21 protein-coding genes are annotated in these 25261 nt (G+C 59.5%); 10 read left to right on the plus strand and 11 right to left on the minus strand.

The annotated features are described in order from the left end of the window. Nucleotides 1-82: 82 nt before the first annotated feature. Nucleotides 83-256, minus strand: a complete 174-nt coding sequence (locus NH398_RS04195) for a YqaE/Pmp3 family membrane protein (protein WP_044629799.1) — start codon at nt 254-256, stop codon at nt 83-85. 186 nt (nt 257-442) lie between these two features. Between NH398_RS04195 and NH398_RS04200 the strand changes: the two genes are divergently transcribed. Beyond that, complete coding sequence (locus tag NH398_RS04200) at nt 443-2485, plus strand: TonB-dependent receptor (RefSeq protein WP_253016751.1); 2043 nt, start codon at nt 443-445, stop codon at nt 2483-2485. Between the two features lie 223 nt (nt 2486-2708). Here the strand turns inward: NH398_RS04200 and NH398_RS04205 are convergent, their stop codons facing one another. The 3 genes from NH398_RS04205 to NH398_RS04215 all read right to left on the minus strand — a co-directional run bounded on the left by NH398_RS04205 (nt 2709) and on the right by NH398_RS04215 (nt 7153). Continuing rightward, a complete protein-coding gene (locus tag NH398_RS04205; RefSeq protein ID WP_253016753.1) occupies nt 2709-5297 on the minus strand; it encodes a membrane-bound PQQ-dependent dehydrogenase, glucose/quinate/shikimate family in 2589 nt (862 codons plus the stop codon). A gap of 276 nt (nt 5298-5573) precedes the next feature. Continuing rightward, nucleotides 5574-6575: an NADP-dependent oxidoreductase gene (locus NH398_RS04210; RefSeq protein WP_253016755.1), complete on the minus strand. Its 1002-nt coding sequence runs from the start codon at nt 6573-6575 to the stop codon at nt 5574-5576. A 185-nt stretch (nt 6576-6760) separates the two neighbouring features. Continuing rightward, nucleotides 6761-7153: a septal ring lytic transglycosylase RlpA family protein gene (locus NH398_RS04215; protein ID WP_253016757.1), complete on the minus strand. Its 393-nt coding sequence runs from the start codon at nt 7151-7153 to the stop codon at nt 6761-6763. A 332-nt stretch (nt 7154-7485) separates the two neighbouring features. Here NH398_RS04215 and NH398_RS04220 point away from each other — a divergent pair, with 332 nt between their 5' ends. The 3 genes from NH398_RS04220 (at nt 7486) to NH398_RS04230 (ending at nt 10451) form a co-directional block, all read left to right on the plus strand. Continuing rightward, the gene (locus NH398_RS04220) at nt 7486-8928 is read left to right on the plus strand and encodes a hypothetical protein (protein WP_253016759.1); all 1443 of its coding nucleotides are present in this window, start codon (nt 7486-7488) and stop codon (nt 8926-8928) included. A 117-nt stretch (nt 8929-9045) separates the two neighbouring features. Next, nucleotides 9046-9831 carry an RsiV family protein gene (locus tag NH398_RS04225; RefSeq protein WP_253016761.1) on the plus strand — a complete coding sequence of 262 codons (786 nt, stop codon included), beginning with the start codon at nt 9046-9048 and terminating at the stop codon, nt 9829-9831. A gap of 140 nt (nt 9832-9971) precedes the next feature. After that, nucleotides 9972-10451 carry an NUDIX domain-containing protein gene (locus NH398_RS04230; RefSeq protein ID WP_253016763.1) on the plus strand — a complete coding sequence of 160 codons (480 nt, stop codon included), beginning with the start codon at nt 9972-9974 and terminating at the stop codon, nt 10449-10451. Here the strand turns inward: NH398_RS04230 and NH398_RS04235 are convergent. Further along, a complete protein-coding gene (locus NH398_RS04235) occupies nt 10434-11312 on the minus strand; it encodes a DMT family transporter (protein ID WP_253016765.1) in 879 nt (292 codons plus the stop codon). The genes NH398_RS04230 and NH398_RS04235 overlap by 18 nt on opposite strands. Nucleotides 11313-11452: 140 nt before the next feature. Between NH398_RS04235 and NH398_RS04240 the strand changes: the two genes are divergently transcribed. After that, complete coding sequence (locus NH398_RS04240) at nt 11453-12325, plus strand: LysR substrate-binding domain-containing protein (protein ID WP_159341319.1); 873 nt, start codon at nt 11453-11455, stop codon at nt 12323-12325. A gap of 88 nt (nt 12326-12413) precedes the next feature. Beyond that, the gene (locus tag NH398_RS04245; RefSeq protein ID WP_253016767.1) at nt 12414-12971 is read left to right on the plus strand and encodes a cytochrome b; all 558 of its coding nucleotides are present in this window, start codon (nt 12414-12416) and stop codon (nt 12969-12971) included. Between the two features lie 21 nt (nt 12972-12992). Here the strand turns inward: NH398_RS04245 and NH398_RS04250 are convergent, their stop codons facing one another. Both NH398_RS04250 and NH398_RS04255 read right to left on the minus strand, forming a co-directional pair. Further along, nucleotides 12993-14786 carry a diguanylate cyclase gene (locus NH398_RS04250; protein WP_253016769.1) on the minus strand — a complete coding sequence of 598 codons (1794 nt, stop codon included), beginning with the start codon at nt 14784-14786 and terminating at the stop codon, nt 12993-12995. 159 nt (nt 14787-14945) lie between these two features. After that, nucleotides 14946-15812: a LysR family transcriptional regulator ArgP gene (locus NH398_RS04255; RefSeq protein ID WP_253016770.1), complete on the minus strand. Its 867-nt coding sequence runs from the start codon at nt 15810-15812 to the stop codon at nt 14946-14948. A gap of 156 nt (nt 15813-15968) precedes the next feature. Between NH398_RS04255 and NH398_RS04260 the strand changes: the two genes are divergently transcribed. After that, a complete protein-coding gene (locus NH398_RS04260; RefSeq protein WP_253016772.1) occupies nt 15969-17624 on the plus strand; it encodes a multidrug ABC transporter permease/ATP-binding protein in 1656 nt (551 codons plus the stop codon). Between the two features lie 8 nt (nt 17625-17632). Here NH398_RS04260 and fhuF read toward each other — a convergent pair whose 3' ends face one another. From fhuF to NH398_RS04275, 3 genes are all read right to left on the minus strand, one after another. Beyond that, the gene (gene fhuF / locus NH398_RS04265) at nt 17633-18406 is read right to left on the minus strand and encodes a siderophore-iron reductase FhuF (RefSeq protein ID WP_253016774.1); all 774 of its coding nucleotides are present in this window, start codon (nt 18404-18406) and stop codon (nt 17633-17635) included. Nucleotides 18407-18516: 110 nt separating this feature from the next. Beyond that, on the minus strand, nt 18517-19284 hold the full coding sequence (locus NH398_RS04270) for an ATP-binding cassette domain-containing protein (RefSeq protein ID WP_159341325.1): 768 nt from the start codon (nt 19282-19284) through the stop codon (nt 18517-18519). A 66-nt stretch (nt 19285-19350) separates the two neighbouring features. Further along, nucleotides 19351-19935, minus strand: a complete 585-nt coding sequence (locus NH398_RS04275; RefSeq protein ID WP_253016776.1) for a cytochrome b/b6 domain-containing protein — start codon at nt 19933-19935, stop codon at nt 19351-19353. A 161-nt stretch (nt 19936-20096) separates the two neighbouring features. On the opposite strand from NH398_RS04275, the gene fhuB reads away from it, so the two are divergent. Then, nucleotides 20097-22076 carry a Fe(3+)-hydroxamate ABC transporter permease FhuB gene (gene fhuB / locus NH398_RS04280; RefSeq protein WP_253016778.1) on the plus strand — a complete coding sequence of 660 codons (1980 nt, stop codon included), beginning with the start codon at nt 20097-20099 and terminating at the stop codon, nt 22074-22076. Nucleotides 22077-22170: 94 nt separating this feature from the next. Further along, nucleotides 22171-22782, plus strand: a complete 612-nt coding sequence (locus tag NH398_RS04285; protein WP_159341328.1) for a LysE family transporter — start codon at nt 22171-22173, stop codon at nt 22780-22782. Between the two features lie 15 nt (nt 22783-22797). Here NH398_RS04285 and ltaE read toward each other — a convergent pair whose 3' ends face one another. Next, complete coding sequence (ltaE, locus tag NH398_RS04290) at nt 22798-23808, minus strand: low-specificity L-threonine aldolase (protein WP_253016780.1); 1011 nt, start codon at nt 23806-23808, stop codon at nt 22798-22800. Between the two features lie 125 nt (nt 23809-23933). Here ltaE and NH398_RS04295 point away from each other — a divergent pair, with 125 nt between their 5' ends. Beyond that, nucleotides 23934-25139: an FAD-dependent oxidoreductase gene (locus tag NH398_RS04295; protein ID WP_253016782.1), complete on the plus strand. Its 1206-nt coding sequence runs from the start codon at nt 23934-23936 to the stop codon at nt 25137-25139. Nucleotides 25140-25261: the final 122 nt, after the last annotated feature.

The raw sequence follows: 25261 nt of genomic DNA on the forward strand, positions 1-25261 counted from the left end.
CGTTTCAACCAGAGTTAAACGAAAACGCCGCCTTGCGCAATGCAAGGCGGCGTTTGTTAAACTGATCACGCAATGAGAGAGGCTAGTGCTTCAATATGACGTAAAAGGCGTGAATGATGCCTGGAATGAAGCCAAAGAGCGTCAGCAGGATATTGAGCCAAAAGTGTCCTTTGAAACCGACCTCAAAAAACACCCCTAGCGGGGGAAAGATAACCGCAAAAATCATCTTGATCGGGTCAGTCGCGGTAAACGCCATGTAGCCTCCTTTGCTTACACCGTTAGTATAATGTTGCCCAGCCGCCAGTGTAGAACGATTCCCTACACTTGGCTAATGAGCCGGTTCATCTTATGACCATCATTTTACGGGGTCGTTCCCCGTCGGGCGTCATGACGTTGAACGCTCACGGATAATTCACTGGACTTTTTCATTGGAAAGGATGCCATGACACGCTATCTCCCCCCTTCACTGCTATTGCTCAGCACCGCTTTTGCCGCCCCCGTATGGGCACAAACCGATACAGAAGCCGTGCTGCCCACTGTAGAAGTCAGCGCACCGCGCTTGGCGCGAGAGCTTTACGCCACGCCTGCTGCGGTCTCGACGATAGAGCAAGACGCCATTGCCCAAGGCCAGCAGCGGGTGCGTTTGGATGAGTCGCTCAACCGGGTGCCGGGCGTTTTCCTGCAGAACCGCGATAATTTTGCCCAGGGGCAGCGTATTTCGATTCGCGGCTTTGGTGCCCGTGCGCCGTTTGGGGTGCGAGGCATTACGGTGATGGTGGACGGCATTCCCTACACGCTGCCGGATGGGCAGGCCCAGCTAGATGCGATTGATTTGGATAGCGCTGAGCGCATTGAGGTCATTCGCGGGCCGTCCTCGGTGCTCTACGGCAACGCGGCGGGTGGCGTGATCGACATTACCACCGCCGATGGACGCGACAACCCCGGCACTCGGCTGCGCATGGGCGCCGGTAGCGATGGCTACCAGAAAATGGCGCTGCAAAATGGCGGCGTGCAGGGGGATTGGTCGCACCATATCAGCCTCACTGCGCTGAACGTAGATGGCTACCGGGAGCAGAGTTCCACCGAGAAGTATCTGCTCAATGCCAAGCTGCGCCGTGAGTTGGGCAGCGAACGGGCACTCACTGCCATCATCAACTTGCTGGACAACCCGCGTTCGGAAGACCCCGGCGCGCTCAACGCCCGCGAGGTGGCCGAAGGGCGCGACCAAGCCGCACCGAACTCGCTGGCGCTGGATGCCGGTCAAACCGTCGACCAGCAGTTGATTGGCCTTCAATACGAGGATTTGTCCGCTGGGGAGGGCGAACTGTACCTGAAAGGCTTTATCGCTCAGAGGGATTTTGAGCAACAGCTACCGTTCGTGGGCAGCAGCCGCTTGGGCTATCAGCGCGATTACATGGGCGCTAGCGCCGAGTATCACCACGAGGTAACGCTAGGCAACCTGCCGCTGAATTACATCGTTGGGGTGGATGCCGCACGCCAGAAAGATGACCGCTTCCGTAACGATGTGAATCCCCAAGGGGTGGTGGGCGAGCCGCTCGCCGATGAAACCCAAACTGCGACCTCCACTGGCGTGTTTGCTCAGGGAGATCTAGCGCTGTCGGAGCCGCTGACGCTGTCGCTGGGCGCGCGGTTTGATCGTGTAGACCTCGATGTCGACGACGATTTTGCTGCCGACGGTGACCAGAGTGGTCAGCGCACCTTCAACGAGTGGAGCGGCTCTGCCGGGCTGAGCTACCGCTATCGCCCGCAGCACCAAGCGTATATCAATACCGGTACCGCCTTTGAGACACCGACGTTCTCTGAGTTTGCCAACCCCGCTGGCGGTGGTTTCAACCCCAGCGTAGAGCCGCAAAAAGCCTGGAATCGTGAAGTGGGGCTGCGCGGTTACATCGAGCCACTGGCGCTGGATTACGATGTGGCGCTCTTCTCCGTCCGTGTGCGCGATGAGCTGGTGCCCTACGACGAAGGCGGCCGCACGTTCTACCAGAACGCCGGGGATACCAACCGTGATGGTGTCGAGCTGGCGCTGGGGTGGCAGTTGGCCGACCAGTGGCGCTTGGACAGTGCGCTGACCCTGGCGCGCTACGAGTTCGACGAGTTTGCCACTCCTTCTGAACGCTTCGATGGCAACCGCATTCCCGGCCTGCCGGAACAAACCTGGGTGAACCAGCTAACGTGGGAGAACCTCGACGAGCGCTTTGCTACGCTGGAGACCGAATACGTCGGTGACTTGGTGGCCGATAATGCCAATGAGACGTCGGTGGATAGCTACTGGCTGGTGAACCTGAGGGTGGGAGACGGCTGGCAGCTAAGCCAACAGACTCGGCTAAGCGCTTATGTGGGCCTGCGTAACCTGCTGGATGAAGAGCACTACTCCAATGTGCGCTTGAACGGCACCTTTGGGCGCTTTTATGAACCCGCTCCAGGGCGCAGCGTTTATGGTGGCGTAGAGTTGAGTTTTTAATCAGAAAAAATCGATGTTATCGCTTGGTGTGCCTACGATCTGAGTAACCCTAGGCGGGGGCGCTGTGAATCCCTCCTTGGACGCTACTTTCGCCATCCATGGCGAAAGCCCCCCGCTACGGGCTACTCAGATCGTCTCACCTTAAGTGCGTGAATGACCTTAATGACAACGGGCGGCCAATGGCCGCCCGTTTTCTATCTAGCTGACTCCGTAGAGCTAGCAGTTACTCCGGTAACGCGTAGCCAATCACGTAGTCACCCATCTTAGTGCCAAAGGTGCCGTGACCACCGGCTGTCACCACCACGTACTGTCGGCCGTCGGCGCCGGTATAGGTCATCGGCGTGGCCTGACCACCGGCGGGTAAGCGCGCTTTGTAGAGCTCTTCACCCGTGGTGATGTCGTAGCCGCGCAGGTACTGGTCCAGCGTGCCGCTGAGGAAAGAGACGCCGCCAGCGGTGGTCAGCGGGCCGCCCAGCGCGGGCACGCCCACGTTCAACCCAATCGGCAGGCCAAAGGGCATGCTGTCTCGGGTGGTACCGTTGCGATGTTTCCACACCACTTTTGCATCCTGCAGGTCAATACCTACCACATCGCCCCAGGAGGGCGCTTGGCAGGGTAAGCCCAGTACGGAAAGCAGTGGGCCTAGCTCTACCGCATAGGGCGCGCCTTCGTTGGGCTGTAGGCCCTGCTCGCTGGCGGAGCCTTGGCCCTCTTCGACTTGGTCACGGGGCACCAGCGTAGACACGAACGCGAGGTACTTCGCGCCGGTAAACAGTGCCTGGCGCTCAGGATCGACTGCAACGCCACCCCAATTCATTACCCCCACATTACCCGGGTAAACGATGCTGCCTTCCAAAGAGGGCGGCGTGTACTGGCCTTCGTAGCGCAGCGAGCGGAACTGGATGCGACACATCATCTGGTCGAACGGTGACGCGCCCCACATATCCCGCTCGGTGAGCGGCGGTGGCAGCAGGTTCAGCGCCGAACGCGGCTGCGTCTCTGCGGTCCAGTCGCCTTCAATGGCCCCCTGCGGTGCGGGCACTTCTTCGATCGGCACGATGGGCTCGCCGGTTTCCCGGTTGAGCACGTAGAGGCTGCCCTGCTTGGTGGGCTGAATGACGGCGGGCTGGGTGCCGTTTTCAGTTGCTAGGTCGATCAGAACCGGCTGAGCCGGGGTGTCCATATCCCACAGGTCGTGGTGAACGAACTGGTAGACCCAGGCCACTTGGCCGTCGTCCAAATTCAGCGCTACGAGCCCTGCGCTGTAGGTTTCATCGTTTTCAGAGCGGTCAGCGCCGTACTGGTCCGGGGTAGCATTGCCCATGGGCAGATACACGAGCCCCAATTCTTCATCGACGCTGATCGGTGCCCACACGTTAGGAGAGCCACGGGTATAGGTTTCTCCCTCTTCGAGTGGGGCGGTGTCGTCTGGGTTGCCACTGTCCCAGTTCCACACCAGCTCGCCGGTATGCACGTCGAAGGCACGGATCACGCCGGACGGCTCGTCGATGGAGCTGTTGTCGGTGACGTGGCCGCCCAAAATGACCAAGTCTTCCGTCACCGTGGCTGGAGAGGTGGAGTAGTAGCCGCCAGGGGAGAACTCGCCAATGTTATTGGTGAGATCCACTTCGCCGTTGTTGCCAAAGCTTTCGCAGCGCTCGCCGGTATCGGCATTCAGCGCAATCAGGCGGGCATCGGCAGTGGGCAAGTAGAGCCTGCGCGGGCACATTACGTCCGTGGCGCTGAGCATGGCCGCTTCACCGCCGTCATCAGACGCTGGGTTATCGCCTAGGCCGCTGATGAAGAGCAGGAAGGCCAGATCCAGGTCGAACTGGCTGCCGTCATCAAACAGCACGCGAGCGGCGGCCGCGCCGTCTTCCGCAGGCGTCGTGCCATCGTTAGCGCTGCTGTCGGTGTTGTCAGCGTCGTCGTTCGAGGCTTCGTCGTTAGATGAAGCGTAGTTAGCGGCATCGTAGTTAGCAGCATCATAGTAGGCGAGGCCGCGGCAGGTCATGTGTGCCCAGCCGGAGAAGTCGTCTGCGCCCATGGTGCTGATATTGGGGTCAAACTCCCATAGGGTTTCGCCGGTTTCCGGTGACAGTGCCATGGCACGGCTATGCGACGTGCAGATATACAGGCTGTCGTTGACTTTCAGCGGCGTGTTCTGGTTGGTAATTTCCGGAGGGGCGTTGGGGCCTGGTTCATCGCCGGTTTGGATGCGCCACACTTCTTCCAATTCACCAACGTTCTCGGGCGTGATTTGGTCGAGTGACGAGTAGTGGGTGCCGGCATTGGTACCGCCGTAGGCAGGCCAGTCGTCTCCCGCGACCTGGGCTGGGTTGACGGCCTCGGTGCTATTGGCGGACTCGATGGTGCCTTCCACCGTGCCTGGGTAGCTAAACTGGCTGGCAATAGCAACGATGATCGCCGCGCCAATACTGGCCATGAGCGCCAAGCTGCCACCCCGCGAGTTGAGCGGTTTGCGCCACCACGGCAGCAGCATGATGATGCCGATGAGACAGGGAATGGCGACCCGAGGTACCAGTTGCCACCAATCCAGCCCGACTTCCCAAAGTGCCCACACCAGGGTGGCGAACAAAATGAGGGCGTACAGCCAAAGTGCCGCCCCTTTGCGCAAGGCCAGCAGCAGCCCGGCCACTACTAAGCCCGCCCCAGCGATCAAGTAGTAGGCGCTACCGCCTAGCATGAGCAGTTGGCCGCCACCTACGGCAAGTGCAATGCCAGCTAACGCCAGCAGCAAACCCAGCACCAAGGCTGGCCATTTGCCGCGAGCACGCGTGTGTTCATCCATGAGGTAAACCCCTCTTAACAACGAGTTGATGCCGCTTAACCGACAAGGTCTGCGGCGGCTCCACAACGTGCCCTAACCCATCGGCAGGGCCGATGGGTTAAAACACACATTGATTAGCTGTGATTTTAATAATCAATTCGCTTTTGGTCTAATACTTTGCTGGCTAATCGATACCAATGCCAAAAGCCGCGCTACTCAACATAGCGCGGCTAGAAAGGAGGGGAAGCGATGATAGGTAGATTTAACCTAGCGTAACCTGCCTGGGGGGAGGGCGTATCAGTTCAGCTTAACCAGCATTTTACCGGTGTTGCCCCCCTCAAAGAGCGCCAGGAAGGCATCGGGCGTATTGTCGAGTCCCTCTTTAAAGGTCTCTTTGTAGTCCAGCTTGCCATCGGCGACCTGCGGCGCGACCTCGTTCAAAAAGTAGCGGTAGCTGGACCAGTGATCGGCCACGATGAACCCTTGCATTTTGGCCTTGCGAACCACGAGCTGCGAGAGGTTATTTGGCCCCGGCGTGGGCGCTTCGGCGTTGTAGCTGTCGATCATGCCGCAGACGGCAATGCGCGCTCCCTCGTTGAGCTGGCTGAGCGCCGCTTCGAGGCAGATACCACCTACGTTCTCAAAATAGACGTCGATGCCGTTGGGGCTGGCGAGCTTGATGGCATCGCTTAACTCTTGCGCGCTGCGGTCACGGTAGCTGACCGGCTCGACGCCGAGGGATTCCAACCAAGCAAGCTTATGGGCAGCGCCCGCGATGCCCACCACGTGGCAGCCTTTCGCTTTTGCTAGCTGTACGGCTAAGGAGCCCACTGCGCCGCTGGCAGCACTGACGAGGACATTATCGCCCGGTTTGCACTCGGCGATCAGGTTAAGGCCTGTCCAAGCGGTCATGCCGGGCATGCCGAGCACTCCTAGGTAGGCTTGGTCGGGCACGTTCGTGTCGGGAAGGGCCGTCACGCTGTCCCCCGGCAACTGTGCGACATCGCGCCAGCCGCCCATATGGCTCACCTTATCGCCTACTTTCAAACTGGAGTGGTTCGAGGCGATGACTTCACCAATCGCACCGCCCTCCATGGGCTTGCCAAGCTCGAAGGGGGCGACGTAGGTGTGCACGCCGCTCATACGACCACGCATGTAAGGGTCGACCGAGAGCCAGTGGTTGCGAATACGCACTTCGCCCTCTTCTAACTCGGGTAACGCTTGGCTCTCCAGGGAGAATAGCTCGCGCTTGGGTAAGCCGGTCGGGTAGTCGGTGAGGGTATAAAAACGAGATTGCATGGCTGCCTCCTGCATTGATAAACGTAACGTTCCTTGCAGGGTAGAGACCATTAGCACGCTTGCAAGTTCGCCATACGTTCACACCAAAAAAAACGGCCCGAACGGGCCGCTTTGCTCAGCAGGGATTGCCCTGGGGCAACGCTGATCGTTTAAGGGGTATCACACGCTTGCGGGTGTGTTATCCGTTAATCTACCAGAGTGATCATCACGGGGGCCGTCCCTCGGCGAATCATACCGAGTGCCCGCGCTGCCCGCTTGGAAAGGTCGATGATGCGTCCTTTGACGAATGGACCGCGATCATTGATCAGTACTTCCACTTCTTGCCCGGTATCCGGGCGGGTGACCAGCACTTTGGTGCCGAAGGGCAGGCTAGGATGCGCTGCGGTCAGTGCCTGCTGGTCGAAGGGCTCGCCACTAGCGGTGGTGGCCCCTTGAAAGCGGTCGCTGTAAAAAGAAGCCACCCCTTCTTGTAACTCTGTGGTCGTTACGGCTTGACTGGCAACTGCTTGATTGACAAAGAGCAATAGCAATAAAACAGCAAAAACGCTCGTTCGGATCGTACGTAGATAGTCTCCCATAGGAGTACCTCAGTGGTTCGTAAAGCGGACTCCGCATTCGTTGACGAGGTGCCGATAGGCGTATGGATAGTAGCTTGCCCTCTGGAGGTCGGCAAGCTTTAAGAAGATCGACGCAATTAGCTCCATAATTCTGCTTTTTGTTCAACGGCGCTATGCCCTTGAGATTCAGTGGCTTAAGCAGCGTCAATGAAGTGAATTAATGAAGACGCGTGGGCGATGCACTATTTTTCATCAAACGCTCACTTTAACTCGTTAAGCACCTTATAATTTCCCATCGTTCACGATGCTCTCTATGGCGTCACCCACCCTCGCCAATGAACAAGGATGCACCCATGGCTAAGTCTACTTCTCTCACACTGTTGATTGTGGCGGTGGGCGGCGTTGCCGTTGGCTACTTTGCCGCGCAAACGTTGCCAAACCTGGCCCCTCCTGCAGAAGCGCCCGACGCAGAAACGACGGCCGAGCAGGACACGACGCCTGAGGCCCTGCAGGGCCTGGAGTACCTCACCTTGGGCGAGCGTGCGCGTGGCGAGATCACCTCCGCGAGCGAGCTCAACGGTAAAGATGGCAGCCGTTTTACCCGTTATGCCATCACGTTGGATGAAGAGGCGCTGGTAGAGGTGTCGTTGAGCGGGGCGCTGCAGGGCACCGTCGCCCTGTATGACGACCAACTTCAACTGTTGGCCAACGCAGACACGGTACGCCACCGCATCGAAGAGAGCGGCGATTACATCGTGGTGATCAGCGGTGCCGACGCGCATAGCTATGGGCCTTTCAACGTCAACAGCCGCACTATTGAGCTGAGCGATGCCGATACCATGACGGTGGGTACGCCCATCGATAGCTGGCTCGATACCACCGAACGTGAGATCACGCTAACCATCGAAGAAGCAGGCATGTACCAGATTGAAATGCGTGCCGATGAGTTCGATGCGTACCTGGAATTGGAAGGCCCGAACGATTACTACCGCGAAGATGACGACAGCGCGGGTGAGTTGAATGCGCGCATTGCCGATTTTCTTGCCCCCGGTGAGTACACGTTGACTGCCCGCTCTGCCTTTGGTGATGGCAGTGGCCTGTTCACCCTGACGGCCGAGCCCCATGAGCTGCCGGGGAATGGCGAGCTGCGTAACGATGGCACCGTTATCCCCAACGAGACGCTGAGCGGCTGGTACAGCGGGCAAGACGTCACGTATGACTTAGAGATCGACCAAGCGGGCATGTACCAAATCGATATGAGCTCCAGCGATGTGGACGCTTACTTGGTACTCGAGGGCCCTAACGGTTATTACCGTGAAGATGATGACAGTGCGGGTGAGTTGAATGCGCGCATTGCCGATTTTCTCGCGCCGGGTACTTACCAACTCACGGCCCGTACCGCCTACGGCACTGACAGCGGGCTGTTCACCCTCGCCATCGAGCCGCGTGATCTGCCGAACGATGTAGAGTTACGCAACGAAGGCGCGCTCACTCCCGATGAAACGCTCAACGGCTGGTACAGCGGCGAGGCTCTGACCTATCAGCTCACGATAGAGGAAAGCTCGCTCGTCACGCTGAGCATGAGCTCTAACGATTTCGATACGTATCTTGAACTGTACGGCGAAGGCGTGTCCTATACTGACGACGACAGCGGCGGTGGTACCAACGCCCGTATAGAGCAGGCGCTACTGCCCGGCACCTATACCGTGAGCGCACGCGGTTTTAGCGCCAGCGGTAGCGGTATGTTCGAACTAGCGGTGAGCGCAGAACCCACCGAAATGCAGCCGGACACCTAAACGCGACCGCGAAGTATCGGTTCGTTTTCAACAACGCCCCTGCCGCTCTGCAGGGGCGTTGCCGTTCTACGATGAACAGCCCGCCTCATAGGGTGAGTGATTCACAAGGAGGTTAAGATGCTACGCACGTTCAAAACGCTAGGAGTGGGTCTATCGCTCGCCGGAGCGCTTCTCTTGGGCGGCTGTTTGGCCGCTGATACATCGCCCTCAGAGCCGTTTGCATTGGCCTCGCTGGCCGTGGAAAAACAGTACGTGGCCCCGGGATGCCAAGGGGAGCAGTGTTCGACGGTGACTATCTCAGCGCTGGCATTTCCCCAGGCGCCTGCGTTAAGCGAGGCCCTACAAACCCGATTGCTCACCCTAGGCATGGCGATCAGCGACGAGACGGCTGCCCCTGCCGAGAGCTGGGACGCGTACGCCGAGCGCTTCCTGAGTCTGGCTGAAGAGGACAACCAAGCCGCGCCTGGTGACATGACCAGCGAAGCGCTATTGGAAGCCACGGTGTACGCACGTCATCACGACCTGTTGGTCATCGAACTCAATAGCTATGTGTATCATGCCGGCCAAGCGCATGGGCTTCCGTTGACCGAATACATGGTCATCGATGAGCGCGAGCGGCGCATCGTCGAGCCCGAGGACATGCTGGTGGACGGGCAGGAGGCCGCTTTCGATACCCTTTTGGCTGACGCGCATCAGCGCTGGATCACTGAGATGGGCTTCGATGCGCAGTTTGCAACCCAGTGGCCGCTGAGTAAAAGCCGCAACATTGCGCCGCTGGAGGACCGCTGGGAAGTGACCTACAACGTTTATGACATTGCGCCCTATGCGGCGGGTCAGCCAACCCTCACGCTCCCCCTTGAGGCGCTGAAAGGCGTGGCCAAGCCGCGTTACCTGGGCCAATAAACTAGCTCTGCGATTGCTCCTAATGGCGTAAAACAAATCGCCGGTTATCGACTACGCTGAAAAGCAGCTCGCCGACACGAGACGTGTGGGGGAGCTGCTTTTTTATTGTTCCCACGAAGACCAATAGGCATGGATCGCTTATGACACTCGATACGCAAGCCGCTCGGCAAGTGCAGCTACTGGTGGTCGATACGCAGGGCCGCTTGCTGCTCAAACGCGAGGCATCGCCTCCCCACTGGACGCTACTGGGCGGCGCGCTGGCTCACGATGAAGATTATCCGGCGGCGGCAATCCGTTTGCTCTTCGAGGAGGCCGGGCTTACATGCCCCTTGGGGCCGCTACTTCGCCAGTGTGCCCACACCGCGAAAGTGGGCCAAACCGGTGAAGAGCGCTTTTTCTTGGTGCGCTGTCCCGATACCCAGCTTGACACCCACGATAACGCCCAGGGCAGGCTGATGCTGGACGATGGCCGTGACGCTACGCCCTGCTACGCGTGGTGGCCCCTCTCGGAAATGCAGAGCAGCGAGAGTGACACCTTTGCGCCGTCCTGGTTGCCAGAGCTGCTGGCCAGCGTGCTGTTTAGCGAGATGATGATGCCCACCTCAGCTGCCCGCCTTTAAGCACCCAACGACCACCAGCAGGGCGGCCGTAGGTAGCCGCCAGTCGAATACGCTCATGCCTGCCAGGACGAGTAGCAACGCTGCCAAGATAGGCACGCCATACGCCAAGCTGCCCACGAGGCTGGCGTGCCCGAATCGCAGCGCTTTGTCCCACGCCACCATGGCGATGCCGTAAGGCCCCAAGCCTAGCGCGATGCCTGCCACGAGCGCTTCGCCGCGGGGCAGCGCCACGTCACCCTCCAGCCAAACGCTAGCGATACAGGTGAGTGCACAAGCAATCAACAATAAGCGCGGCAGCAGCGGCGTGAGTGAGATAGGGGCCGCTTGACCTAGCCATGAATAGAGTGCCCAGCAGCAGGCCGCCAGCAGCGCCAAGCCATAGCCGGAAGCCGAACCGCCAACTCCCCCGCTGAGCGCTTGGGGCAGCAGTAATATCGCCGCGCCCGAAAAAGCGATCAGCGCGCCGGCCACACTTGCCCACTGCAACCGTCCCCAGCGGCTCCACTGGCTCAGCAGCACGAACAGCACCGGCCATGTATAGGTAATCAACGCCGCTTCGGCGGCGGGGGCGAGACGCATACCAATGAAATAGCTGCTGACGGCGCCTACGATCAGCAGCGGGATACCCAGCCAGACGATCAGCTGCCAGCCCAGCGAACAGGTGGGCATAGAAACACGACGGCTGAGCGGCAGCGTGGCCAGCGCGCCTGCTAGCAGCGTGAGGGCGGTGAGCTGTAAGGGGGCCGTGGCATTGGCGAGTTCGGCCAGCAGCGGTGCCATGCTCCATAACGTCACCGCCAGCAAGGCGGCACACACGCTGTATGTTGAGGATACCGCTACCGGGGAGTGAAGGGGGGGCATGATGCGTCTCCTAAAGCCGTCGATGATTCAAGCCGTCAAGGGACCCCGTCTTGAAAGGATCCCATGCCGCGCAGCATACTCATCACTTACCCATCAAGATAACGATCTTTTATGATCGATATCATCAACAATGGTGATGTATGCGGGCACCCACGTTTGACTTGACGCTATTGAGGACGCTGGTAGCCATTGCGGACACCGGCAGCGTGACGGCGGCGGCAAAACGGCTGGCCTATACGCAGTCGACGGTGAGCATGCAGCTGCAGCGGTTGGAGGCGCAGCTCGCGGTGAGCCTGCACGAACGGGAAGGGCGGCGGCTGCGCTTTACCGCAGAGGGCGAGCGTTTACTGGCCCATGCACGACGGCTGCTGGCGCTCAATGACGAGGCCTGGAGCGATATGCAGGCCCGCCAGATTACTGGCGATCTTACGCTGGGCATTCCTGAGGATTACGCCTCACTGCTGCCGTCGGTGTTTGCGTACTTTCACCAGCTTTACCCCGCCGTAGGGCTGACGGTTCAGTGCGGCACCAGCGCCCACTTGGTCGAACAAGTGAAAGCCTCGGCGCTGGATTTGGCGCTGGTGACGCGCCAGCGGCACTCCCCCGGGGGCGATGTCATTCGCCGTGAGCCGCTGGTGTGGGCGGTAGGAGTACACCAGCAGCCCTCCTTGAGTGACCCAATTCCACTGGCGCTTTACACCCCAGGCGCGGATGTATTTCGCGAAGTGGCCGAGCAGGCGCTGCAAGCCGCCGGGCGAGATTGGCGAGTGGCCTATACGAGCCAATCCATGGCGGGGCTAGCGCCGATCGTGACGGCGGGCTTGGCAGTGGTCGTCGTGACTCGCAGTATGCTCACGCCTACGCTGCGCCCGCTGGATGAGAGCAGCGGGTTGCCTGCACTGCCGATGATCGAGCTTGCCCTGCACCGCGCCCCGCACCGTCCATCCGAGCCCGCACGGCGGTTGGGTGAATTGATACGCGAACAGCTAGCGGCTGCCAGCGAAGCGTTATAAGGTAAACCGCTGGCTAATCATTATTTTTCTAACGGGTCGACGTTGCACTATGCTGACGGTGACGACATGGCTGGGCAGGGAGTCTTGAATGCACGAGTTAGATCACTATATCTATCCACACCGGGTGCTGCACTGGCTGGTGGCACTGGCGGTGCTGCTCTCGCTGGCGAGCGGCCTGACACTGGGGTTTTTGGGCTATGAACGCACCTTGGCGCTGGTCGGGAATACGCTCACGAACCTGCTCTATACCAGCCATAAAACGTTGGGCGTCACGATACTGCTGCTCATGACGCTGCGCATCATCACGCGAGTGGCGTTCGTGGTGCCGGATCACGATCCGCCTTTGAACGCCTTCGAACGTATGGTCAGTACCAGCGTTCACCACCTGTTATATGCCGCATTGGTGGCGATGCCGCTGATCGGCTGGGCTGCCACGGCGACAGGCGGCTTCCCCGTCGAGTTTTTCCACTGGCACTTGCCAGGGCTGCTGGGTAAAAACGACGCTCTCTCGCAAACCCTGTTCATGTGGCACGAGCGTTTGGGCTGGGCACTGGTGGTGCTGATTACGCTGCACGTTGCGGGGGCGCTATTCCACTGGCGTATCAAACGCGACAACGTGATGAAACGCATGAGCCTGTTTGACTAAGCGGCGCCGCTTCTCCTCCTATCACGCCGAACCATAGCCGTAAGACCGGTTGGTTTGGCGTGATTTCTCCGCGTACATATGGCAATCGGCCTCTTTGAGCAGTTGCGCGAGCGTGCAGTTGTCGTCGCGGCTAAGGCTCATCCCGATGCTGATACCGACCTGCACCAGCGCGCCGCAGGGCAGCTTAATTGGTGCGCTCACGGCCTGGGTGATGCGGCTGCAGATATCGTCCAGCAGGCTGGGGTCTTGGATGTGCTCCAGCAGTAAGATGAACTCATCTCCACCAAAGCGCGCGCAGTGGTCGCCTTCTCGAGCCACGTGCGCTAGCCGTTTGGCTACTTGCTGAAGCACGAAATCTCCCGCTTCGTGGCCGAATTGATCATTGATCGGTTTGAAGCGATCAAGATCGCACATAATCAGCGCCAGCGGCTCGTGTTGGTCGTGGCTGCGGGCCAGGGCCGCTTCGGCGTAGCGCACCAAGCCGTGCCGATTCAGTAGCCCCGTGAGCATGTCGTGGTTGGCAAGCTGCTCTAGCGCATGAGTGCGGGCAGCGACTTTGGCTTCCAAGGCGGCTTCCTGCTTCTTGAGCATGGCGACGGTGTTGGCCTGGGCGCGCTCTTTTTGCCATTTCAGTTTGTTGAACCGCGCTGCCAAGGCAAAGGAGAGCAGCAGCATCTCGATGGCCGAGCCGATCTGAATGCCATGCAGCGTGACGAAGTTCGCAGGCAGTATGCTCATGTTGCGCAGCGCGAACACGGCCGCGCCGAGTAAAAAAATCGACCACGCGACCACGAACAGGCGAGCGCTCGGCACGCGTCGCCAACTGCAGTAAATTCCACATACTAACAGCAGCAGCGACGCGCTGAACCCAACCACATCCATCAAGCGTAGCGCGTATTGTATGGGTAGCAGCAGGGTGGCGAGCAGTGCGACCCAGTAGATCATTCGGCAGCCTGACAGCATACGGTGCCAGCGGGGGCTATAGCGCCACGTGTTGAGAAAACTCTGGGCGAACAGCGTGGCCATGGCCGAGGCAAACGTGAAACCAATGGCCACGAGCCGCGCGGTGTGCTCGCCGAGAGCGCTCCAGAAGATCAGGGTTCCCAGGCCATTGAAGGTCAAGATCGCCAGAGTAAAACCAAAGCTAAACAGCGCGTAGTAGAGAAAGACGCGCTCCTTGAGACCCAAAAAGAGCAGAAAGTTATACACACCCAGCGCCAGCAGCATGCCGAAGTACGTGGCTAGCCAAAAGTTGTGGCGATCGTTTTGGGTATAGAAACTGTCCGGCGTCATCACGCTGTAATTCAATACCTTACTCCCGGCGGCGGTGACTTGGCTGTACAGCGTGACGGTTTCGCCACCGGCGAGCATCACCGGAAAGACCGCCTGTCGGTGGGCGAGCGCGCGCGCCGAGAGCGGTAGCGCACTGCCGCTTTGCTGCACCTCGCTAAACTGCGCTCTCAGGGTGTAAAGCGTGACGACATCCAAAAAAGGATATTCGAACGTTACCAGCCAGGTGGCCGGGCGGGGCGAGGCGTTGTGCAAGCGAGCGGTCAGCCACGTGTCGCCTTGGGTATAGCCGAGGTGTAAGTCGTCATCGCTCGTGACGGGTTGAAAGTCCTTCGTGTGGGCCAGCACGTCACGTAGCGTTAGCGGTGTCTCGGTGTGCCAGTAGCGAGTGACGTCGTTGAGCGAGTAGCGGGCGTGTTCAGGAGAGATCGACAGCGTATTCGCGGCGCTTGCCTGAAGGCACCCACTGAACGAGAGGACAACGAGACAGAGCAGTAAGCGCTTTAACCAACCGTGAGCATCCATAGCGTTCGCTTTTGTGATGTTTTTACTCCGCTCAGGAAACCCTGATCGCTAACGAAAGGGCGAAAGAACGACGCCTTCGTGGTGCGGGTAGGATGGCGTGGGTCATCCAAAACCACTTTGAGTGTAGCCGTGATTCCCTCCCAGCAGATGAGAATGATGCTAAAGCGTGAGACGGTTCAGACTTTCAGTGAGTCGCTGAATCAACTGCCCGCTATGTCGCCAAAAGTGCCAGTAGAGCGGTACGGTTAACCCGTGCCCCGGCGCGATACTCACCAGTTGGCCTGATTGCAACTGTTCGGCAGCTTGGCGCTGCGGAATCATGCCGTACCCAATGCCCGCCATGGCCAAGCGCACAAAGCCCTCTGACGAGGGGCACAAATGGTAAGGAAAGTGCCCCTGGTAGCCGCACTGGGCCAAAAACTGGTGCTGTAGCTGGTCGTGGGGGCCAAAGACGATGGCCGGGGCTTTTTGAAAAGCCTCTACGCTAGGGCCTTCTGGAAAAAAGCGTGCGACGTAGCTGGGCGATGCCAGCGGCTGATAAAGCATGTCTCCCACGTGCAGGCAGCGCGCACCGGCGATCGGTTGGGGCGTGGCGCATAAGCAGGCGGCGACGTCGCCATCCCGCAAGCGCTTCAACCCCACGTCCTGGTCCTCGATGACCAGGTCGAGCAGCACCTCCTCCGATTGGCAGATATCCGCCACAGCGTCGGCCCACCAGGTGACGACGCTATCGGCATTCACGGCGATGCGGAGCCGAGGGGCGGCTCTTTCCAGGGTCGGTAGGGCGTCGTGTAAATCGCGCTCCAACAGCTGCACCTGCTGGTAATGGGCGAGTAATCGCTGGCCCGCAGGGGTGGGGGCAAGAGTGGGATGGCGCACCAGCACCGGCTGGCCCAGGCGAACTTCTAGCGCTTTCACTCGTTGTGAAACGGCCGATTGCGACAATCCCATCACATCGCCTGCCCGCTCGAAGCCGCCGCACTCCACCACGGTGGCAAGGGCATGCAGTAATTTGTAATCCACCATGGCGTTCTCTCTGTTGTTGGCTAGGGCAGTTAACCAACCCCACAACGGTGAGTAAAGACGTGCACGTCACGTTGCGTAAATGAAAATCAGTCTCTTTGTTTGACTTGCCGAGGAAGTGCGTCACAATTCGCTGCTTACGCGTAAAGGGGATGCAGCATGGAATTATTGCGGGTGGTTTTTCGTCACTACCGCTGGCCGTTTCTAGGCGCACTGGTGCTGAGCCTAGTGAGTGCTGGGCTAGGGGTGGGGGTGATTGCGTTCATCAACCAGCGGCTGATCGAAGCGGGCAGTGCCCTCTCCGCATTGCCCCAGTTTTTAGGGCTATTGGCGCTGCTGCTGGCGGTCACGCTGGGCACGCAGCTAGCGCTTACCTTGCTGGGCCACTACTTCGTCTTCGATCTGCGCTCCCGGCTGGTGAAGCGGATTTTGGATACCGATATCGAACGGTTAGAGCAGCTTGGCAACGCGACGCTATTGGCAAGTCTCTCCAGCGATGTGCGCAATATCACCATCGGCTTCGTGCGCCTGCCGGAGCTGGTGCAGGGCGTAGTGCTGACGCTGGCCTCGGTGGCGTACCTTGCGTGGCTCTCGCCGCAGATGGTGGTGATCACCGTGCTGTGGATGGCCTTCACCATGGGCGTTGGCTGGGTGCTGGTATCGAAAGTGTATCGCCACTTCCATCAGGTGCGCGAAAGCGAGGATCGACTGTACAAGGATTATCAATCGGCGATCGAGGGCCGCAAAGAGCTGGCGCTTAACCGTGACCGTGCGCGGCGCTTTTTTGATGAATCCTACACGGAGAACGCCAAAGCGTACCGCCACCACATCATTCGTGCGGATACCTACCATCTCAGCGCCAATAACTGGTCCAATATCATGATGCTGGGCGCCATTGGCGTGGTGTTCTTCATGGCCAACGTGCTGGGCTGGGCAAGCTCGGCGGTGGCAGCCACCTTTGCTCTAACCCTGCTGTTTTTACGCACGCCCTTGATTCAAGCCGTAGGCGCATGGCCCACGTTAATCAGCGCCCAGGTGGCGTTCGATAAACTGGCCAGCCTGGAGCTAGCGGAGTACCAGCCGGGCTTTGATGTGGAAGATCGCTTCCACGACTGGCAGCGCTTAACGCTCACTAACGTGGTGTATCGCTACACGCCGTCCTCCGGGGGCGAAGGCTTCCAGGTGGGACCGCTCAATCTCACGCTGGCGCGTGGCGAGCAGGTATTTCTGATTGGCGGCAACGGCAGCGGTAAATCGACGCTAGCGCGTCTGCTGTCAGGGTTGTACCGCCCGCAAAGTGGCCAAATTAGTGTGGATGGAAAGGAGCTTAGCCCGCAAGAGTGGGCTGCGTTTCGGGCACGCTTTGCCAGCGTCTTTACCGATTTTCATCAGTTCGACCAAGCCATGGGGCCAGGTGGCAAAGCGGCCGACCCCGCGCTGGTCGCGACCTGGCTTGAGCGGCTGCAGATGCAGCATAAGCTTGAGTGGCACGATGACCGGGTGGTGAATACTCAGCTCTCGCAAGGGCAGCGCAAGCGCTTGGCACTGCTGCTGGCGATTGCCGAAGAGCGGGATATTTTGCTGCTGGATGAGTGGGCAGCGGACCAGGACCCGCAGTTCAGGCGGCTGTTTTACCGCGAACTGTTACCCCACTTGAAAGCAATGGGCAAAACCGTGTTTGCCATTAGCCACGACGACAGCTACTTCGTCCATGCGGATCGTTTACTGGAGATGTCCAAGGGGCAGCTGAGTGAGCTGACGGGAGAGCAGCGGGCACAGGCCAGTGAGGACGCGGTGGCGCAGATCAGCTCGTAATGAGCGGCTTACCCTTTGCGCCGCGCCTGGCGGTCGCACCCTTCTAGCGGGCAATTACCGCATACGTCAAACTCATCGAGCAGGTAGCGCAGGCAGCAGAGCTTGCGCACCCGCTTGAGCTCTTCACTGCCGCTGGGCTGATACGTACGCACTGGCTCGAATAGCGGGTTGCGCTGCCCGTTGAGGGTGCGCGATTCCAGCAGCGCGCGCGTGGCGGCCAGGGCTTCTTGGTTAACCAAAGGATGCGCGGCTAGGGCGTTAACGTAGTAATCCACGTAGCCGCCTGCATTGCTCCAAAACACCCGTGGCGCGGCTCCAGAAATGGCCGAGAGGCGCTCGATGAGCGGTGCCCAGTGCTGCTCGATGAGCGTGGTAAAGCGCTCGGTGGTGTCCTGGGTGGCAAAGTGCTCGCCTTCATGGGGAAGCCAAAGCCCTTGAGTGCAGCCTTCTTCATTTTGGATCACATAGAGATCGTCCAGCCCGACGGGTAGGTCGCGGTTCAGCAGCAGATGAGCCGTCAGCGTGGGAACGGTGACGGTGCTGAAGTGCCACTTCGACCAAAGCGAGGCAATGGCTCGCTTGTCGCCGCCGGGGTAGCGGCTGGCGTAGCACGCCATATCCTCTTCAAGCAGCGCAGCGTTGCGCCAACGAGATGCCTTGATAGCCCCATGCGGCACCGCACCACCGATCAATGGCGGCGTAAAGTGCTCAAGCGGCCCCTGATAGCAATCAGCAAGAGACAGTGGCAGGGCGGTGTCGGGCTGGCGCAAGGCGAGAGGCATAACCGAACTCCAAGACGTGATAAGCGCACGTGGGTAGAGCGCCAGCATAAGCGATAATGCTTATCAGTTGAAGAGTTAATTGAGAACGACTCGTCTTCCAGCCATGGCCATTATTGCGCCACGGCTATGCGGTGCCCGCCGTTTGGATGCTGCATGACCTGCATGGGTAGCCCGTAAATGGCTTCCAACGTGTCGTTTTGCATCAGAGCATCGGGCTTGCCGTGGGCTAGCAGGCGGCCGCTGTGAAGCGCCATGAGCTCATCGCAGTAGCGCGAGGCCATGTTGATGTCGTGAAGCACGATGATCACGCCCAGATTCAGCTCGTCGCAGAGCTTACGAATCAGCGCCAATACCTCCATTTGGTGGGCGATATCCAGCGCTGCGAGCGGCTCATCCAGCAGTAAAAAACGGCTGCCTTGGGCGATCAGCATGGCGAGCCACACCCGTTGGCGTTCACCGCCTGAAAGCGTATCTACCAAGCGGTCGGCGAAGGCTTCCGTGTGGGTGAGGGCAATCGCCCGCTCAATCGCCTCTTTGTCTGTTTGATTATGGCGACCTAGTAGACCGTGCCAGGGGTAACGCCCAAACGCCACCAGCTCGCGTCCGGTGAGATTTTCGGCACTGGGTAGATGCTGGGGCAGGTAGGCAACTTGACGGGCAAACTCACGATGCCCCCACGCCTGCAAAGGGCGTTCATCAAAATGAATATCGCCTTCACTGACGGGCTGCTGCTGCGCCAGCAGCTTGATCAGCGTCGATTTGCCAGAGCCGTTATGGCCAATCAGGCCATACACCTTGCCTTCTTCAAAAGTATGGTGAATCGGTTGAAGAAGGGGCTTGCCGTTGATGGCGAAGGTGGCACCCTGAACGTTAAACATGCGTCACTCCTGGCCGAGCGGACATCGCGCTAATGAAAAGCGTATTGTATCGTTAATAGTTATCATTTAGAAATCTTTCCGTGATCGTGCGCCTGCTTTTGTCATCAACGGCAGGCGTTTGTGTGCGATGGCCATCACGATATGCCCGACGACCAGCAGGAGTAGTAACCAAGAAAGAGGGCTGTGCAGCAGGTCGGCAGGGAGCATAAGCGCTGGGAGGTTGTTTTCTGCACCAGGAATCACCTCAATACCATAGACCTTGAGTGGCCAGCCGCCGGCGTAGTTTCTGATTAATCCAAGACTGGAAATCAGCATCAACAGCACATAAAACAAGCCATGCACGGCGCTAGCCAGCCGGCCACGTAACGTGCGCAGCTGCCGAGGCCGCTGACCACGCTGGTTAAACCACCAGACTAATCGCGCTAAGGTGATTGCCAATAGCAGTAGGCCAATCGCTCCGTGTGGCGCTAACCGTGACAGCATTAACGTCACGCTCGTTTCGCCAAACACACGCCACATGACTACGACAAAGAACTGTGTAAGCACTAATAGCGCAGTGAGCCAGTGCAGTAGACGACTGACGACACCGTAATGATGGGGAGTGTCGCGCCATGCCGTGGGCAACAGTGTAGAGGAGAGAGCAGCTTTCATAACGAGACTTAGCGGTAATGGGCGGAGCCAAGATTGTAGTGTGAATACTTATCATTTAGAATCTCGCCCTTTGATTTATTTTCTGTTTCCTCGATTGCCAAGGTCACGCCAATGACAATGCCTGCCCGTGCCTCCGCTGTCCTCGTTGACGGGATATTGTCATGCATCTGATGGGCCGCCGTTCTCCCGCTCATATCTGCTTACTGCTGAGCTTGCCGTTGATGGTGCTGCTGGGGCTGAGCCTTCAGCAGCAGGGCGGTATCGCGCAGAGTGTTCAGGCGCTGCTGTTTCCCACGCTCGATAACGTCGATGAGCTGCTACTGCACTTTGCCTGGTGGCCGCGCTTTACGATGGCCCTATTGGCGGGGGGCGGCTTGGCGCTAGCCGGGGTGCTGATGCAGCAGGTGCTCCGCAACCCGCTGGCATCGCCCACCACCTTGGGCGTGGCGTCGGGCGCCAACTTGGCGTTGATGGCGGCCACGCTATTGGCCCCCGGCGTGCTTACGATAGGCAGTGAGTGGATTGCATTGCTGGGTGGCGCTGCCGCTATGGGGCTGGTGTTTGCACTTTCGTGGCGGCGTGGGTTGGCGCCCATTGCGGTGGTACTGGCGGGGTTGGTGGTCAATCTTTATCTGGGCGCGCTCTCTACAGCCTTACTGTTGTTCAATCATGAAACCCTGGCGGGGCTGCTGATTTGGGGGGCTGGCTCCCTGGCGCAAAATGGTTGGGATGGCGTGGCGTCGTTGGCTCCCAGGCTAGCCATTTGCGGCTTGGCGGCGTGGCTGCTGCTGCGTCCTTTGGCCGTTTTAGAGTTAGACGACGCCAGCGCCAAAAGCCTGGGGATTTCGCTGAAGCATTTGCGCTTTGCCGGGTTAGGGCTGGCGGTTTTCATCACCGGTAGCGTGGTGAGTGTGGTGGGTATTATCGGCTTCATTGGTTTAGCGGCTCCCAATATCGTGCGTATGGCGGGGGCACGCACGCTGCGTGCGCGCTTGCTCTGGTCGACGTTGTTAGGCGCCGTGCTGCTGGCCACCACGGACCTCTTACTGCAGCGCTTTTCCGGCATGGTGGCGACGCTGATTCCCACCGGGGCCTTGACGGGCGCCTTAGGCGCACCGCTGCTGATGTGGTTAATTCCGCGCCTTAAACTGCAGGGCGACCGACCTCCCCAGACAACCGGCGTGGTGATCACGCGCCACGCCGCGCCCCATCGGTTAGCGATAGGGCTACTGCTAGCGCTGGTGGCAGCTATGGTGGTGGGCCATTTGGTGGGGCAAGGGGCAAACGGCTGGAGCATCATCGCCCCGACGAATTGGGGAGTGATCGAGTGGCGCTTTCCGCGCGTAATGGCGGCAGCGGCCAGCGGTTTGATGCTGGCAATAGCGGGTACTATTCTGCAGCGCCTTTCGGCTAACCCCATGGCGAGCCCTGAAGTGCTGGGTATCAGTGGTGGCTGCGCCATCGCGCTGATTTTAGGTATTTATCTGCTCCCCGCTCCCAGCAATGCCATGCTGGTGGCGATAGGAACGCTGGGGGCGTTGGCGACGCTGCTTGTGCTGGTAGCGCTCAACCGTAAGAGTGGCTTTGTGCCTGAGCGTTTACTGCTCAGCGGCGTAGCGATTAGCGCACTGTTCGATGCGGTGCGCAGCGTGCTGCTGGCGGGCGGTGACCCGCGCGGCCAGCAGGTTATTGCGTGGCTGGCAGGCTCTACTTATTACGTGGATGTAGGCAGCGCGCTGCTCGTGGGCAGTATGGCGGCAGGACTTGCGTTGGTATCGCTGCCGTTCACCCGCTGGCTAGACATCATGCCGCTGGGTACCGCCACAGCGCGTTCGCTGGGCATTGGCCTGAACCGTGCGCGCCTAGCACTACTGCTGCTGGTCGCTGTGCTCACCGCCTGCGCCACGCTAGTGGTGGGGCCGCTCTCCTTCATTGGCTTATTGGCACCGCACATGGCCCGGCTAATGGGCTTCTCCCGCGCCCGCCAGCACTTAGTAGGCGCTGCCTTGATCGGTATGCTGTTGATGGTGTTGGCCGACTGGGTGGGCCGTCAAATCATGTTCCCGTATGAGATTCCCGCAGGCTTGGTGGCCTCGCTGATTGGCGGCGCCTACTTCATGTGGGGGCTACGACGGCTATAAGCTGTGCTAATGCGCCATTAGCAAGATGATTTTTGGTTATGTGAGCTTTCCCTTACCCTGTCGCCATCTTCACTCCAGCAGAAGGCGAATGGCAATGTGGGAAAGCTACTTAACGGGTTTGGTAGTTTGCGGCGGTATCATCATGGCGATTGGGGCGCAGAACGCCTACGTGCTGGGGCTGGCCGTTCGCCGCGAGTACCACTGGTGGTCGGCGGGGCTGTGTATAAGCGCGGATATCATCCTGCTCACGGCGGGTATGTTTGGTGCCAGCGCGTTTTTGCTCACCATGCCCAATGCCATGGAAGCCATGCGCTGGGTAGGCGTGCTATTTTTGAGCTGGCTAGCGGCACAAGCGCTATGGCGCGCTGCCAGCGGCCGCGAAGGCTTGAAAGCCAACAGCGCCAAAGCACGTAGCCTGCGCGGCGTTTTACTGGCGACGCTGGCGGTGACGGTGCTCAACCCGCAAGTCTACCTCGATACGCTGCTGTTAATTCCCGCCATTGGTGCCCAGCAGGAGAGCGCCGGTGTGTTCGTCGCCGGGGCGTCAACGGCGTCGATTCTCTGGTTCAGCTTGCTGGCCTGGGGTGGCGCGGCGCTGTCGCCCTGGCTCTCCCGCCCTGCGGCATGGCGCACCATCGATGGGCTGATTGGCCTAATGATGGCCGCCATCGCGGTGCACCTCGCGCTCGGCTCGGCGCTTTTGTAGGGGTTGATTGACGCGTTACGCCTGATCGAAGTAGCGCTTGATGATATCCAGCACCTGCTCAATATCGCTGTCGCTGATATCACGATGCACCACCATCCGTGTGGCGTAGAGCAGCTCTATCAGCACGCCATGTTCCTTGAGCCAAGCGGCCAGCGGCGCGATATGCGCTTTGTCGATCTGAACAAACACCATATTGGTGGCCTGTGAGGTCACCTCAATGGCGGGAAAGGCGGCCAAGCCTTCTGCCAAGCGGGCCGCGCGGCGGTGATCGTGTGCCAAATCCGCTACGTGTCGATCCAGCGCGTGCTGGCAGGCCGCGGCAATAATGCCTGCCTGGCGCATTCCACCTCCCACTACTTTACGCCAGCGCCGGGCGCGGTCGATCAGTGCCTGAGAGCCAACGAGTGCCGAGCCCATGGGTGTACCTAACCCTTTCGAAAAGCATAGCGATACGCTGTCGAAGGGCTGGCAGAGCTGCGTGAGTGAGGTATCCGTCGCGACGGCGGCATTGAAGAGCCGGGCACCGTCTAGGTGGGTGGCCAGACCATGTTCTCGAGCCAGCGCGGTGGCCTGCTGCACGTACTCGGCAGGCAGTACCTTGCCGCCTATGGTGTTCTCCAGCGCGAGCAGCCGGGTGCGGGCAAAGTGAAAATCGTCGGCTTTGACGGCGGCAGCGACTTTTTCGAGCGGCAGGCTGCCGTCTGGGGCGTTCTCGATCGGCTGCGGTTGAATGCTGCCCAACACGGCGGCACCGCCCCCTTCATAGCGATAGGTGTGGGCGCTCTGGCCAACGATGTACTCATCACCCCGCTCGCAGTGGGCCATCAAAGCCACCAGGTTGCTCTGGGTGCCGCTGGGGAATAGCAGCGCGGCTTCTTTGCCTGCACGCTCGGCCAGCGTGGCTTGAAAGGCATTCACCGTCGGGTCGTCGCCCCACACATCGTCGCCCAGCGGCGCCGACATCATGGCGTCTCGCATGGCGGCGGTAGGGCGTGTCACCGTATCGCTACGTAAATCAATCGTCATCGAACGACTCCTGGTTGGGGAGTGGGACAGGGCATGATGCCGATAACCCACTATGGTTAATGGGCACGACACCCAACGTTTATCTGCCCGGTCTGACCGTATGGCAATCCAGCATAGGCAATAAGATGGATCTTAAAAGTGGTTATCCGTTCTGGACGGTAAAAAATGGCTTGTTAGCGCCGTTTCCTCAGCTTACTCAAGATCTCAATGTAGACACAGTGATCATTGGTGGAGGTATCACCGGTGCTTTGATCGCCGATGAGCTTAGCCGCCACGGCCATCAGGTGGCGGTGCTCGAACGGCGGGACGTTGGCTGGGGAAGCTCTGCCGCCAGTACGGCGCTGCTGCAGTATGAAATAGACACCCATATGGTGCATTTGGCCGAGCAGTACGGTGAGGCCAATGCCGTGATGGCTTATCGAGGCTGTGCCGAGGCGATTGTGTCCCTGGAGCGCTTGGCTGCCGAGTTGGGCAACGTCGCGTTCAGCCGCCAGGAGAGCCTCTACTTTGCGAGTCAGGAGGCGGATGTCGCTGCCTTGAGCGCTGAACTTACGATGCGCAAGCGCTTTGGCTTCGATGTCGCTTGGCTGGATCAGCGCACGATCGAGGCGGACTACGGCTTTTCTGCGCCAGGGGCGATTCTCTCCTCGCTGGCCGCCCGTGCCGACCCTTACCGCATGGCATATCACCTATTGGAAAACGTCGTCCGACGCGGCAGCCAGGTGTTCGATCGCACCCAGGTGGAGCAGCTAACGCCGGACGGCGAAGGAGTGAGCGTCGTATTGCGCAATGGGGCAACGCTACGCAGCCAACAGGTCGTCATCGCCGCCGGTTACGAAAGCCAAACGTGGTTGCCGGAGCCCGTGGCGGCCAATCGCAGCAGCTATGCGTTCGTGACCGACCCCTTACCCCGCGAGGTAATGGGCAAGCTGGGACACACGCTGGTGTGGGAGTCTGCGCGGCCGTATCTCTATCTGCGTTCTACTCAGGAGGGGCGACTATTGATCGGCGGAGAGGATGACGATGAAGACATCGCCGAGCGCCGCGACGCCCGGGTGATGGAGAAAGCGCGAACGCTGGCGGCCAAGGTAGAAGCGCTCTGGCCGGACCTTGAGATCAATCCGACGTTTTGCTGGGGCGGCACGTTCGCAGAAACCGACGACGGCTTGCCCTATTTCGGACCTCATGAGGCGCTGGGGCCAAGGGTTCATTTCGCCATGGCGTACGGGGGAAACGGGATTACTTACAGTATGATAGGTGCCCAACTGCTGCGGGCGTTGATCGAAGGGCGCGATCACCCTTTGCGCGCGCTGTTCTCATTTCAGCGCTAGCGCCCACGGGCATCAACGCGTCGCTGATAAGACGCTACACTACGAGTACGAACGCCTCTCATGCGTTCGTACTCGTCGTTAAGATGACCTTCCTGCCGTATCGCATCGTTTGATGAATAAGT

The organism is Halomonas sp. CnH100-B (genome assembly GCF_024124605.1).
In the GTDB taxonomy this organism is placed as follows: Bacteria; Pseudomonadota; Gammaproteobacteria; order Pseudomonadales; family Halomonadaceae; genus Vreelandella.